The organism is Paenibacillus lactis, assembly GCF_017873605.1.
In the GTDB taxonomy this organism is placed as follows: domain Bacteria; phylum Bacillota; class Bacilli; order Paenibacillales; family Paenibacillaceae; genus Paenibacillus_AQ; species Paenibacillus_AQ lactis.
This window is the reverse complement of record NZ_JAGGKI010000001.1, coordinates 192846-205986: the sequence shown is the minus strand read 5'-3', so window position 1 is coordinate 205986 and position 13141 is coordinate 192846. Positions and strand designations below refer to the sequence as shown.

The 13141-nt window shown below is 53.8% G+C and carries 10 protein-coding genes; 3 read left to right on the top strand and 7 right to left on the bottom strand.

Going from position 1 to position 13141, the window contains the following annotated elements; all coding sequences use genetic code 11:
• Window positions 1-8: 8 nt before the first annotated feature.
• Window positions 9-1742, top strand: a complete 1734-nt coding sequence (locus J2Z18_RS00800; RefSeq protein ID WP_210094010.1) for a glutamine--tRNA ligase/YqeY domain fusion protein — start codon at window positions 9-11, stop codon at window positions 1740-1742.
• A gap of 158 nt (window positions 1743-1900) precedes the next feature.
• Here J2Z18_RS00800 and J2Z18_RS00795 read toward each other — a convergent pair whose 3' ends face one another.
• The gene (locus J2Z18_RS00795) at window positions 1901-3136 is read right to left on the bottom strand and encodes an MFS transporter (RefSeq protein WP_034274253.1); all 1236 of its coding nucleotides are present in this window, start codon (window positions 3134-3136) and stop codon (window positions 1901-1903) included.
• A gap of 182 nt (window positions 3137-3318) precedes the next feature.
• On the opposite strand from J2Z18_RS00795, the gene mobA reads away from it, so the two are divergent.
• Window positions 3319-3987: a molybdenum cofactor guanylyltransferase gene (gene mobA, locus J2Z18_RS00790; RefSeq protein ID WP_210094009.1), complete on the top strand. Its 669-nt coding sequence runs from the start codon at window positions 3319-3321 to the stop codon at window positions 3985-3987.
• 273 nt (window positions 3988-4260) lie between these two features.
• On the opposite strand, the gene moaA is transcribed toward mobA, so the two are convergent.
• Window positions 4261-5265, bottom strand: coding sequence for a GTP 3',8-cyclase MoaA (gene moaA, locus J2Z18_RS00785; protein ID WP_007128806.1), 1005 nt, complete (start codon window positions 5263-5265; stop codon window positions 4261-4263).
• Between the two features lie 346 nt (window positions 5266-5611).
• Here moaA and J2Z18_RS00780 point away from each other — a divergent pair, with 346 nt between their 5' ends.
• On the top strand, window positions 5612-6289 hold the full coding sequence (locus tag J2Z18_RS00780) for a TorD/DmsD family molecular chaperone (protein ID WP_210094008.1): 678 nt from the start codon (window positions 5612-5614) through the stop codon (window positions 6287-6289).
• A gap of 139 nt (window positions 6290-6428) precedes the next feature.
• Here the strand turns inward: J2Z18_RS00780 and J2Z18_RS00775 are convergent, their stop codons facing one another.
• The 5 genes from J2Z18_RS00775 to J2Z18_RS00755 all read right to left on the bottom strand — a co-directional run bounded on the left by J2Z18_RS00775 (window position 6429) and on the right by J2Z18_RS00755 (window position 13106).
• Complete coding sequence (locus tag J2Z18_RS00775; protein WP_210094007.1) at window positions 6429-9743, bottom strand: efflux RND transporter permease subunit; 3315 nt, start codon at window positions 9741-9743, stop codon at window positions 6429-6431.
• Between the two features lie 55 nt (window positions 9744-9798).
• Window positions 9799-10728 carry a TetR/AcrR family transcriptional regulator gene (locus J2Z18_RS00770; protein ID WP_007128803.1) on the bottom strand — a complete coding sequence of 310 codons (930 nt, stop codon included), beginning with the start codon at window positions 10726-10728 and terminating at the stop codon, window positions 9799-9801.
• Between the two features lie 1022 nt (window positions 10729-11750).
• Window positions 11751-12065, bottom strand: a complete 315-nt coding sequence (locus tag J2Z18_RS00765) for a DMT family transporter (protein ID WP_210094006.1) — start codon at window positions 12063-12065, stop codon at window positions 11751-11753.
• Window positions 12065-12412, bottom strand: coding sequence for a DMT family transporter (locus J2Z18_RS00760; protein ID WP_007128800.1), 348 nt, complete (start codon window positions 12410-12412; stop codon window positions 12065-12067). Before J2Z18_RS00760 ends, J2Z18_RS00765 begins: the two co-directional genes overlap by 1 nt.
• Before the next feature lie 112 nt (window positions 12413-12524).
• The gene (locus J2Z18_RS00755; RefSeq protein ID WP_028405655.1) at window positions 12525-13106 is read right to left on the bottom strand and encodes a TetR/AcrR family transcriptional regulator; all 582 of its coding nucleotides are present in this window, start codon (window positions 13104-13106) and stop codon (window positions 12525-12527) included.
• Between the last annotated feature and the right edge of the window lie 35 nt (window positions 13107-13141).

The following is a 13141-nucleotide window of genomic DNA, read 5'->3' as shown; positions in this document are numbered from 1 at the left end:
ACGAAAGGTTGATCAACGTGGAGAACCACCGGGGCACCCCCTCCAACTTCATAAAAAATATCATCGCCGAAGATCTGAAGTCCGGCAAGGTGAAGGAGATCGTCACCCGCTTCCCGCCGGAGCCGAACGGTTACCTGCATATCGGACATGCCAAGGCGATCTGGATTAATTTTACGCTGGCCGACGAGTTCGGCGGACGGACCCATCTTCGATTCGACGACACGAATCCGGTGAAGGAAGACATCGAGTACGTCAACTCCATTAAGGAGGATGTAAAGTGGCTCGGCTTTGATTGGGAAGAGCTGCGCTTTGCGTCGGACTATTTCGAGGAAATGTACAATCGCGCGGTGCTGCTCATTAAGAAAGGGAAGGCATACGTGGACGATCAAACCGCCGACCAAATTCGGCAGACCCGCGGCACGCTGACGGAGCCGGGTCAAAACAGTCCTTACCGCGACCGCAGCGTGGAAGAGAATCTGGAGCTGTTCGAACGGATGCGCCGGGGCGAATTCGGCAATGGCGAGCGGGTGCTGCGCGCCAAGATCGACATGGCATCGCCGAACATCAATTTGCGCGACCCGGTTATTTACCGCATATCCCACGCGCATCATCACAATACGGGCGACAAGTGGTGCATCTACCCGATGTATGCATTCGCCCATCCGATCGAGGATGCGATTGAAGGAGTTACCCATTCCCTCTGCTCGCTGGAATTTGAGGATCAGCGCCCGTTCTATGATTGGGTGGTCGCCGAATGCGAGATGGAATGCACGCCGCGCCAATATGAGTTCGGACGGCTGAACGTTGCCCAGACCGTAACGAGCAAGCGCAAGCTGAAGCAGCTGGTGGACGAGCAGTATGTGGACGGCTGGGACGATCCGCGCATGCCGACCATTTCCGGCCTTCGCCGGCTTGGCTACACGCCGGAGGCGATTCGGAGCTTCGTCTATGAGACCGGGATCTCCAAGGCTTACGGCACGGTGGACCGTCAAATGCTGGAGCACTTCATCCGGGAGGATCTGAAGCTGAAGGCGCCGCGGACGATGGCGGTGCTGGATCCGCTCAAGGTCGTGATCACCAATTACCCGGAAGGTCAGGTGGAATGGCTGGAGGCGGAGAACAACTCGGAAAATCCGGAAATGGGCTCCCGCCAAATTCCGTTCTCCCGTGAAATATACATCGAACAGGAGGACTTCATGGAGAATCCTCCGAGCAAGTATTTCCGTCTGTTCCCGGGCAACGAGGTCCGTCTGAAGCATGCTTACTTCATCAAGTGCAACGATGTCATCAAGGACGAGAACGGGAAGGTCATCGAAATACACTGCACCTATGATCCGGAGACGAAGAGCGGCACCGGCTTTACCGGCCGTAAAGTCAAGGGGACGATCCATTGGGTCGAAGCGAGCCAGGCCGTGCCTGCCGAATTCCGCCTGTATGAGCCGCTGTTCAAGGACGAGGAGGCTGAAGCCGAGCCGGAACTGACGCAGGAGGCCATCGGTGAAACGGAGGAGAGCACGGAAGCTGCTGCGGAGAAATCCTTCCTTGACGATATTAACCCGAATTCGCTTCAGATCGTGCACGGGTTCGTGGAGCCGAATATGAAGGATGCCAAGCCGCAGGATAAATTCCAGTTCTTCCGTCATGGCTACTTCAATGTCGATACGAAATATTCGCAGCCTGGGCGTCCAGTATTTAACCGGGTCGTCTCGCTGAAGAGCTCGTTCCAGCTCCCGAAAAGATAAGCATCTCAGGGCACTGTGATGCAGAACGGTTACCACAGCCCCCCTTAACCAACAAGACTCGAAGATTCCGCTGGGCGGCGTCTTCGAGTCTTGTCATATACAGCAGGATACATCCCGTGCCAAGGGCAAGCCTTGAGATGAAAGTACAAGTGTGAGGATCAGACGGTGGAGTATTCCTCCTCCGCGTCGTCCGGCAGTTCATCGGGCTGCCGCGGCTGATACCCGTGCTTGTGCAGATTGTACCACATCCAGCCGAAGCCGATGACGCCGATGATCGCGAGCATCATCCCGGTGCGGTACATCGTTTGGGCGCCGAAGTTTTGAAACATCCAGCCGCCGGCGAGACCGCCGACGACGCCGGAAATCCCGCTCCAGCTTAAGGTATAGATCGCTTGTCCGGATGCGCGGTACGGCTTCGGGACGAACAGCATCGTAAGCTGGACGCCGACATAGAAGTAGCCGCCGAAGGTAACGCAGTGAAGCAGCTGGATCAAGGCTACATGAACCGGGCTGCTCGCTTCAGCCATCAGAAGCCAGCGAAGGGCAAAGAGCAGGCTCACGACCGCCAGGCAGCCGACCAGCACATGGATCTTCCGTTTCAAGAACCGGTCCAGGACAAGGAAAATGACAACTTCAAACACCGAAGAAAAGAAGATGGCCAGCCCCACCGTCTGCGTCGTGCCGCCAAGCTCCAAAATATACAGCGACATGAACGTATTGTTGGCCGTATTCGGGATGGATACCAAAATGCCCAAAACGATAAACCAGACAAAATACGAATTCAAAAACAGCTGGCTTAATCCCTTCAGCGTTACGGTAGCTGACCCGGTCGTCTTCTGCACGCCGGGAAGCGTGAAGATGAAGATGGCCGCCACGAACAGCATGATCGAGAAGACGATGGAAATACGTCCGGAGCCAAGCTGATCAATGACAGGGCCGGCTGCGATCGCGGTCAGGGCCCAGCCGAGCGAGCCCCATAGCCGGAAAGAGCCGAATTTGTGCCGGGTTCCGTCGATATAGGTCAATATTAGCGAATTGGTCTGCGAGAACATCGGGGTCTGAAAAAAATAAAACAGAATCATGGCCATATAAATCATGGCATACGTATTCGCTTGGAAGACAAAATGAACCAGGAGCAGCGTGCCGGTCATCATCATCAGAAGCACGCGCTTGATATTCGCTGTCCGGTCGCCCCAGTAACCCCAGAAGGGGTTGGCGAAGATCGACACGAAGGGAGCTATGGCCATCAGACTGCCGATCTCGATTTTGCTCATGCCGATATCTTGCAAATACAGCTGAAAGAAACCGGTGAATATGACCATCGTTCCGTAAATGAAGAAGTTGAACAGCTTGAGCGATGTAAGAGAAGGTTGATCTTTATCCATATTCCGCAAGCAGGTCATTCCTTTCAAACCGAATGCATTATGTTTGCGGCATAACCACACCGCTTACCTTCTCCAATGTATCACGCATTGAAAAGGGATACAAACCATCTTTTGTTAGTTTAACCTTAATTAACTTAATTACCAATTGGAGGATTCTGTAGTCAACTTGTATATCAGAAAGGGGTCAAAACATGATGGAGGTTGGGGAGTGGAGACGCAGCAGTCCGTCCGAGCGGGTGGCAGGCATTATTCTTGCAGGCGGGGCTTCCCGTAGAATGGGGGCAAACAAAGCGCTTTTGTCCTTGAACGGAGAAAGCCTGATTGAGCGAACCGTTCGGTGCCTGGAACAAGTCTGCGGGCGAATCCTCCTATCGGCCAATGATCCGGATTCGTTTCGGCATCTCGGAGTGGAATGCGTGCCGGACGTTTATCCCGGCCAAGGGCCGATGGCAGGGATTCATGCTGCCCTGATGGCGTCCGATCGCCCATGGAATATGGTCGCAGCATGTGACATGCCGTTCATCAGTCCGGCATTGTTAGGTGCGCTGCTCGGTCTCGCTGAAGCTGGGCAAGGCCAAGGGGATCCGGCAGCAGCCGGGCCGGGAGCGGTTATTCCGGTGATCCAAGGGAGAATTCATCCGCTGCTGGCCTTGTACCGGAAGGAAACGGCGGCTGGTCTCGAGCGAAGACTGCAGGAGGGGGAGCTGCGCATGACCGATTGGGTCGAAGAGCTGGATGCCCTGCTCGTGCCGGAGGACCAGCTGGAAGCCTTGATGGGATGCTCCCCACGCAAAGCGGTATTCAACATGAACCGCCCGGAGGATTACGAGGAAGCTTGTCGTATGGATGCAGAGGATTAAAAGATGCGATGAGCCGCTGAAAGTTCAGGTTCTGGGAAAAGGAAGGGGAAAAGGAAAAGAGGGAAAATGTTCTGGAGCCGGATCAACGAAAAGTCCGTACATGGATCCGAAGGCGGCAGCGCAGATCAGGGGAATCAAAGAAAGCCCGGCTGATTGGATATCAGCCGGGCTTTTTGCAAATGTTGAAAGCTTTGACGTGTCATTGGCTTGCCGTCCAAACGTCGATGCTGAGCATCGTGCGGCAGCCATCGTTGATAAATTTATCGTTCGATATTATCCCCCGATTTGCGACATGCGCCGTACGGTCGGGGTATGGCTTTGCGTTTTTTTCTCGAGCGCGAGCGCCATCTCGTGGTTGAGGGGCTTGGCGCCCAGGGCCTTGCGGAACAGGTCCGCCACCGCGACCGGATCATCGATGACCCGGCGGACGTTGAATTCGTCGGACCAATACAGGCAGGCCTTAATGTTGCCGTCCGCCGTCAGCCTGAGCCGGTTGCATGAATCGCAGAAATGGTCGCTGACGGGATGAATCAGGCCGAAGGTGCCGACGGCGCCGGCCACCTTCATATTGCGGGACGGGCCGTTGCCGGAAGGACCCTTCTCCTCCCGAACCTCCCAGCCCGCCTCGCCGCACACCTCCTTGACCCGGCTAAGCGGCAGGTAGGAGTCCCGCCATTCCTCGGAGGCATGGCCGATCGGCATGTATTCAATAAACCGGACATGCAGCGGGCGATCCAGCGTCATGGCGATAAAGTCGCGGATTTCATCCTCGTTGAAGCCCTTCATCAGCACCATGTTCAATTTGATCGGGTCGAGTCCGGCTTCATAAGCGGCTTCGATGCCTTTCAGCACCTTATGCACACTACCGCCGCGAGTGATTCGGGCGTAGCGCTCCTCCTGAAGCGAATCCAGGCTAATGTTGATGCGGGTCAGTCCCGCTTCCTTCAGAAGCTTGGCTTTGGAGGGCAGTAGCAACCCGTTTGTGGTAAGAGATATATCTTTAATTCCATCAATGCTCGCAATCATATGGACTAAGGATTCAAGATCTTTCCGCACCAGCGGCTCGCCGCCGGTCAAGCGAACCTTAGATACACCCATGGGGGCTAGCACGCGCAAGACAGCTGCAATTTCTTCATAACTCATAATCTGATCGTGGGGCTGGAATTCCATTCCTTCCTCCGGCATACAATAGACACAACGCAGGTTGCATCGATCGGTGACCGAGATGCGGATATAATCATGGATCCGACCGAAGGAGTCTGTCAGCGGCTCAATCATTGAAATCCCCCTTTAGTTGCATGACATGGTCACATTGTAGCCATTCCCCGAACAGGAGTCAATGAGGGTAAGCCCTGTTTTTAATAGGACAAGCCGGGATCAGATTTCATGAGCCTGTGATCGGTCTCACAGAAAGCGTTTACCATTGCCTGTTATAATGAAGCTGCAGATAACCGCTTTCTCCCCTTGGAAGCAGGAAGTCGCGGCATTCTCATTTTCCGAAAGTTTCCTTAATTTTCCGAAACTTTCGGAAATCATTTCAAATCACTTTCAATAGACAATCATCTAAGCTATACTGTCATGGATATCACATCCAACAAGAGAGGTTACCATTAGGAGGTTCGAAATGGCGATATCACCTGTTCAAACATTGGAGGTACCTGACGTCTGTCACCGGTGGCTGGAAAACCGAGGGACGGTTTATGAGCTTTTGATCGATTTTATGGGCAACTCGCCCAGCTTGTCTATGATTGCGGAATGGAGCCGCGGAAGCGGGATCGGCAAAGCAGCGGAAGGCACCCAAGGGGGAGCCGACCTGGTGAATTATTTATGCGGCCGGTCACCCGAGGAGCTGGTTAAGATCTGCGAGTACGAAGGGGTGGAATACCGCCGTTTGCTCGAGCGGAACAAGCAGCGCCCGCTGTCCGAATCGCAGTATACGAAGAGCGGCTGCGTTCGGGATGTTGCCGAGTGTTATGAGACGGTCGGCGTCGCGTTTAACAAACTGCACGGAGAGGCCGACGATCATTTGGCGATCGAGTTGGAATTCATGACGGTGCTCCACGACCGGATGCTGAATAATTGCTATGGCGAAGACGGCTTGCTGAAGCTGATGGCCGCACAGGAACAATTTTTGGAGGAGCATTTGCTGGCGTGGGTGCCCTCGCTCTGTGAGGATATGAAGGCCTCGACGGATAGCCCGCTTTATCGGGCATTGTTCCGCTTGCTGGAAGAGTTTCTTATGCAGGATTTGCGGATGCTGAAGGTATGGAGGCAATCCCGTGAGGCGGAGCTTGTACATTAACCAAGCGGATAAAATGGAGCGAATGTGAAAGTCTGGATGGCTGCGCTCGGTCCGAAAGCATGCTATAGAATGAACAAAAGGGCATCATTCGAGTCTTAGCAGACCTGAATGGTGCCCTTTTTGTTATAGACGAGCCGTTTTATTCGGCAACTTGTTTCTTGCGGAATTTCATCAAGAACTCATACACGATCGGTACGACGACAAGCGTCAGCAGCGTGGAGCTGATCAAGCCGCCGATTACCGTGATGCCGAGTCCACGCGAGATAATTCCTGCGCTGTTCTCCCATCCGAATACGAGCGGGAGCAGAGCGCCGATGGTCGCGAGTGCGGTCATCAGGATTGGACGAAGACGGGTGACCCCTGCCTCGAGCAGCGCTTCGCGAGTGCTGAGGCCTTCGCGCTCTTTGTGAATCACGCGGTCAATCAGAACGATCGCGTTGGTGACGACAATACCGATCAGCATCAGCACGCCCATCAGCGAGGAAACGTTAAGCGTTTCGCCGGTCACCAGCAAACCGATAATCGCCCCGATGACGATGAACGGCAGCGAGAACAGAATCGCGAACGGAGCGAGCGCGCCCCCGAACGTGACAACGAGAACGAAATACACGATGGCGATCGCGGCCAGCATGGCGAGACCCAGCTGCCCGAACGTTTCATTAATCTGTTCCGTAACTCCGCCGAATTGTACGGAGACGCCGTCCGGAATTTCCAGCTTATCGACTTCAGCTTCCAAGTTGCTGGATGCTGTTCCAACGTCATTGGTCAAAATGTCGGCAGTTACCGTCACAACCATTTTACCGTCGATGCGTGTGATTGTATCAGGAGTCGTTCCTTCCTCGACTTCGGCAACGTCCTTGATCGGCACCTCGATGCCAAGCGGGGATGTTACGGTTTCGTTCTCAATCTCCTTGATGCTCTTGTAAGTGGTCGTATCGGCTTCGATGTAGACATTATAGGTTTTGTCCTCAATGTTTACCTCTGTCAGCACCGGACGTTCGCGTACCGGGCTAAGCTTCATGGCGAGCTGTCCGGCGGTGAGACCGAGCGAGCTCAGCTTCTCTTGATCAGCGACCAGCGTGTACTGCTCAAACGCCTCGGACAAGCTTGTTTCGGCGTTATCGAATGTCGCGGTGTCCTTATTGGCGAGCTCCACAATCTGATCGGCTACCGGCTTGATCTGATCCAGAGAATCGCCGAACACGTTCACCGTCAGCTGGTTGCCGCCAAAGCCGCCGGCCATGTCCATGTTGGCCCAGGTTCCTTCCGGAACGGCCTTCGTCAGGTCTTCAATCAGGGCTGTTTTGACATCCTCAAAGTTCTTGGTGTCCGATTCATACATAATATAGAACAATCCCGAATTAGCAGAGCCCATGCCAAGCGGATTGCTGCCCCCGATGGAATACTGCATTTTCTCTACGCCCGGCTGATCCATGATCAGCTTCTCGGCTTTCAGCGCACGCTGCTCAACATCCTCGAGCAGGACGCCCGGCTCAGGGGAATACGTCACCATTACGTATTTGTCTTCCTGCTCCGGAATGAAGCTGACGCCCAGGAATTTCGTAAGGAACAGGCTGCCGACCAGCAGAGCTACCGCCATCAGGAAGGTAATGGCCTTATGATTCAAGGACCATTTCAGGATGGAGCGATAGCCTTTGGCGATTGCGCCCGGCTTCTCCGCATGGTCATGCTTGTTCTTCAGTCCCTTGCGGAAGAGACTGTGTGCCATGGCCGGCACGAGCGTGATCGCAACGACGAGAGAAGCCAGCAGCGCGAATACCATCGTCAATGCGAATGGCATGAACAGTTCGCCTACCATGCCGCTGACCAGGGTGAGCGGCAGGAATACCGCGATCGTTACGATGGTCGAGGACATAATCGGCACGAACATTTCGCGGGTGGCGGCGCTGATGAGCTCCCTGCCTGAAAGCTTCTCGGTGGAAAGCGACATGCGCCGGTATATGTTTTCAATAACAACGATCGAGTCGTCCACAACCCGTCCGATGGCAACGGTCATCGCGCCGAGGGACATCATATTCAGGGTGATATCCATCTGCTGCAAGCACAGAATCGCAATCAGCAGGGACAGCGGGATCGAGATGATCGAAATAATCGTCGAACGGATATTGCGAAGGAAGATCATAATGATCAGGACCGCGAACAACGCCCCGTACAACGCTTTGAAAAGCATCGTATGCACAGAGTCTTCGATCGGCTTGCCTTGGTCGAGCATAATGGTCAGATCCATGTCCGGATACAATTTGCCGAGTTCTTCGGCCTTATCCTTCACGAGGTTGACCACGTCAACGGTGTTGGCATCATTGGACTTGACGATCTGAATGCCGATCGATTCCTTCCCGTTGGTGCGGGAGATCGATTCCGAGGTGCCGATGACGTTAATATCGGCAATTTCGCTCAGCTTCACGGTAGGGATGCCGGCAGGAGCGCCGGTTTGTCCGCCTGGAGCGCCTTGTCCCTGAGCGCCTGCGGCACCCTGGCTCTGACCTTGGGCACCTGCGGCGCCTTGTCCCTGACCTTGAGCGCCTGCGCCTGTCTGCGTTGCTGCCTGGGCACCCGTGCCGTTCTGTGGAGCTCCTTGGTCGCCTGCCCCTGCTCCGGCCCCTTGACCGGCAGCAGCTCCCGGCTGACCAGCGCCGCCTGCGTTCGGAGCCCCTGCTCCTGCACCGGCTTGCGCGCCTGCACCGCCTGGAATAACGGGGATCGCCAAGTTCTTCAGATCATCAATGGTAATGATCCCGCCGTCGATCGCAACGGCCTTTTGCGATTTATCCATCTCGAACATGCCGAGCGGAACGTACAGCGAGGAAGCTTGGACGATCTGCTTCACGGTATCTTCCGTGAGGCCAAGCTTATCCATTTCGTCCTGCTTGAATTTCAGCTGGACTTCATTGACGTATTGGCCGGCAACCTGGATGGAAGCTACGCCGTCCAGATCCTCGAGAGCAGGCACGATGTCATTCTCGGTAATGCGGGTCAATTCGTCGAGCTTCATGTTATTGCTGTTCGAAATACTCAGCGAGACCACCGGCATCGAGCTCATGCTGAATTTCGAGATGGTCGGCTTCTGGGCCTCATCCGGCAGCTGAACCTCTTGGATGGCTTCGCGAACGGCCGCTGTCGCATTGTCGAGGTCGGTTCCGTAATCGAATTCGACCATGACATTTGCCGCATTCTCCATTGAGGTGGAAGTGACGGTCTTTACGCCATCGATATTCCGGAGACGCGTCTCCAGCGGCTTGGTAACTTCCTCCACAACGCCTTCGGGTGCGGCGCCCGGATAAACAGCGGTTACGCTAAGGAACGGCACGTTAATATCCGGGATTGTTTCCTGTTTCATCGTCACCCCGCTGTATAGTCCGGCGAAGGTTACGATGATGGTTAGCAGCCAGATGGCAAATTTGTTCCGCAGCGAAAAATTAATAATTCCTTTCATGCGTCGGGTTTCTCCCCTCTCCATAACTTATGTCTCTAGCTTTGAACAAATCTTCCTATGTCATTCCGCCAGGTGCTAAGTAGGTTTCCAGTACGGTCGTGATGGTATTCTTCAGCTCTTCATATAAGTCTTCCAGACCTTCGATTCCTTCAAGGTTTCTGAGCATTCCCTTCAGTACCGCCCGGCTCGGCTGGAGGGTGATCAGTTCCTTCTCCATAATCCCGAGGGACTCCAGGGTGTCTTGCCGGAGCTCGTGATCAAGCTTCAGCTGCTTTAGTTCATTCTTCATTGCCTTAATCACGATAAGCGGGTGACGCGGCGACCGCAGGTCGACCTGACACAGATCCTTCTGCCCCAGAACGACCTCCAGCGGAATAAGCGGCTTCGGCCGCCGGCGAAGCATGCTTGCCATCACGTCGTCCATCAGCTGAATAAGGTGTTCGGCTGTTTGTCCCACATTCAGGTGGAAGTCCGGCATGAACAGGAACCGGATGTAGGTGCCCAATATACCGCCCATGAGCATGGCGATCTCCATCGTGTAGGGAGCGGCTTCAGGCCCGTAGATGACTTGAAGTTTATGGTTAAACCACTGCAATGCCTGCACAATTTCCTGCTGGGCGTTATCCTTGTCAAACGGCGGCTTTCCCGGCACCGTCTGATCGTGAAACTGCTTCAGCAGAAATTCGCGAATCTCCATGAAATGGATAAGTAGCACCTCGGCCTGCTTGCGAAGCTGTTCCCTCGGTTCAAGGAGCGGATCGTTATCCACCCGCAAAATCTCATCCTTGATCCGGCCGATGATATGCTCGTAGATGCTCTTTTCCAATTCCTCTTTGGATTTGAAATGTAAATATAGGCTGCCTTTCGACATCCCGCATACTTCGGCGATCTCCTGCATGGAGGTTTCCGAGGCGCCCTTCGCGGAAAACAGCTGCATCGCAGTGATGAGAATTTGCTGCCTTTTATCTGCCGTTTTATCAGCCAAGCCTGATTTCACCTCACTTGGGAACTTGAGAGTTCCGTTATTGACCTTGCGGTCATTTCCGATTATAAAGGAAAAAGAACGGCCGTTTCAACTTTCGTGAAAGGCCGTTCTTTTTAAAGATCTTATACTAGTTATGAATAAGGGCTTACTTCCGCCATACAGGTATCCAAAAGGGACTTGTTTCCGCTGTATAGGGCTATATCGGTCTCACAAGTACTCAAAAGGTACTTGTTTGCGTCGTATGAGGTTATATTTGCCACACAGGTACTCAAAAGGGACTTGTTTCAGTCACATGGGGCTATACTCGCCTCACAAGTCCCGAATAGGGACTTGTTTCCGCTGCATGGGGCTATATCCGCATCACAAGTACTCAAAAGGGACTTGCTTCCGCCACATGGGGCTATATTCGCCACACAAGTACCCATAAGGGACCTGCTTCCGCCGTATGGGGCTATATTCGCATCATAAGTACCCAAAAGGGACTTGTTTCCGCTACATGAGGCTATAATCGCCACACAAGTACTCAAAAGGGACTTATTTTGCAACAATGGAGCTATATTCGCCTCACAAGTACTCAAAAGGGACTTGTTTCCGCTACATGAGGCTATATTCGCCTCACAAGTCCCTAAAAGGGACTTGCTTCCGCCGCATGGGGCTATATTCGCCTCACAAGTCCCTAAAAGGGACTTGCTTCCGCCGCATGAGGCTATATTCGCCTCACAAGTCCCGAAAAGTCCGCTGCATGGGGCTATATCCGCCTCATAAGTCCCTAAAAGGGACTAGTTTCCGCCGTATGAGGCTATACTCGCCTCACAAGTCCCTAAAAGGGACTTACTTCCGTCACATGAGGCTATACTCGCCACACAAGAACCCAAAAGGGACTTGTTACCGTCACATGAGGCTATATTCGCCTCACAAGTACTCAAAAGGGACTTGTTTCCGCCGCATAAAAGCTACATCCGCTCGCAAGCATCAATGGCTAACCCATGCAACCACCGTACATTTACGAATAAGGAAGTAGCTTAAGTGATCAGCTTCAATCCGACGGCAGAGCACAGAATCATGGCGATGAACAGGATACGCCGGCATTCCTTCGGCTCGCCGAACAGGACCATGCCCGTGACGGTGCTGCCGACCGTCCCGATTCCGGTCCAGATGGCATAGGCCGTACCCATGGGGATGCTCTCCATGGCAAACGACAGCAGGGAGAAGCTGATTGCAAACGAAGCGAACATCAGCAACAGATAGATCCAGCCCTTCCGCTGAGACACTCCTTTAATGCCGATCACCCCGCCGATTTCAAGCAATCCTGCACAAATAAGCGCGATCCAGGCCATTATCGGCTCACCTCCCCGTTTTGCTCGGCATTGTCAGCGGTGACCAGCTTTAGTCCGATGACTCCGGCCAGCAGCACTCCGATCAGCAGCACCTTAATCAGCTTAAAGGGTTCGCCGAACAGCAGCATTTCAGTGCCGACCGTTCCAGCCGTGCCGATCCCGGTAAAAACCGCATATACCGTCCCCACAGGGAGCCGTTTAGCCGACTCAATGATCAAAAAGAAACTGGCGACAATCGCCAGAGCGGTTCCTAGCCACTCCCACGTATTTGAAGCGTGTTTTAAGCCGATGACCCACAATATTTCGACCAAGCCGGCCAAAAGTACAAAAACCCAATTCCGATTCATGATGATTCCTCTCCTTTTCTTGACTAACACGAAGTGCTCCTTTTGCGCAAATTTTATGGATTGTGCCATTTCGCGCTGGAGCGTCAGGCCGATGTTTGATCGGGAAGTATCGTTATCTTTCTCTCGACACGCCGGACCAATACACGGGCCATGCGGCTTCAAGCCGCCGAGTGGTGCGGGCTTCCCCGCCGTACAGCATCTCGACGGCAATGCCGTCGAGCAAGGTAAGGTAGGCAATGGCGGCCTGCCTAGGGTGCCGAATGATCCGTCCTTGTACCGGACAGCCTGCGGCTAGAAGCCTCGACAGCTTCTGTTCCTGCTCATCCAGGAACGGATAGACGAGATTCATGACATCGTCATACAGAGCGCTTGGCGGGAAAAAAACCATTCTCAGGAAAAACTTTCTCTCCGCATCCCGTTCGTAAATCTGCTGCCAATCCACCACAAATCCTTTCAGCTGCGCTTCCAGCGGAAGGGAGGCGTGCTCCTCGAAATAGTCTTCGATCCGCTGCTTCTGCCGCTCGAATACATCGGCCAGCACCTGCAGGAACAGGTCCTCTTTACTGGAAAAATGAGCATAGATCGATGGCTTCTTTATTCCGCAATCATCGGCAATATGTTTAAGCGAGGCTCCTTCATAGCCGTCTTGGGCGAAGCGGGCCAGAGCGGACTGTTTTATCTCAGCGGCACTCATCGCAATCCTCCTAACTAACGGTCGTTAGTCATATT

Bases quoted from the DNA above. Each gene is read 5' to 3' on its own strand.
- mobA (WP_210094009.1), top strand. From the start codon at position 3,319: ATGATGGAGGTTGGGGAGTGGAGACGCAGCAGTCCGTCCGAGCGGGTG.
- moaA (WP_007128806.1), bottom strand. From the start codon at position 5,265: ATGATTGAGCCGCTGACAGACTCCTTCGGTCGGATCCATGATTATATC.
- J2Z18_RS00780 (WP_210094008.1), top strand. From the start codon at position 5,612: ATGGCGATATCACCTGTTCAAACATTGGAGGTACCTGACGTCTGTCAC.
- J2Z18_RS00775 (WP_210094007.1), bottom strand. From the start codon at position 9,743: ATGAAAGGAATTATTAATTTTTCGCTGCGGAACAAATTTGCCATCTGG.
- J2Z18_RS00765 (WP_210094006.1), bottom strand. From the start codon at position 12,065: ATGGCCTGGATCGCGCTTATTTGTGCAGGATTGCTTGAAATCGGCGGG.
- J2Z18_RS00760 (WP_007128800.1), bottom strand. From the start codon at position 12,412: ATGAATCGGAATTGGGTTTTTGTACTTTTGGCCGGCTTGGTCGAAATA.
- J2Z18_RS00755 (WP_028405655.1), bottom strand. From the start codon at position 13,106: ATGAGTGCCGCTGAGATAAAACAGTCCGCTCTGGCCCGCTTCGCCCAA.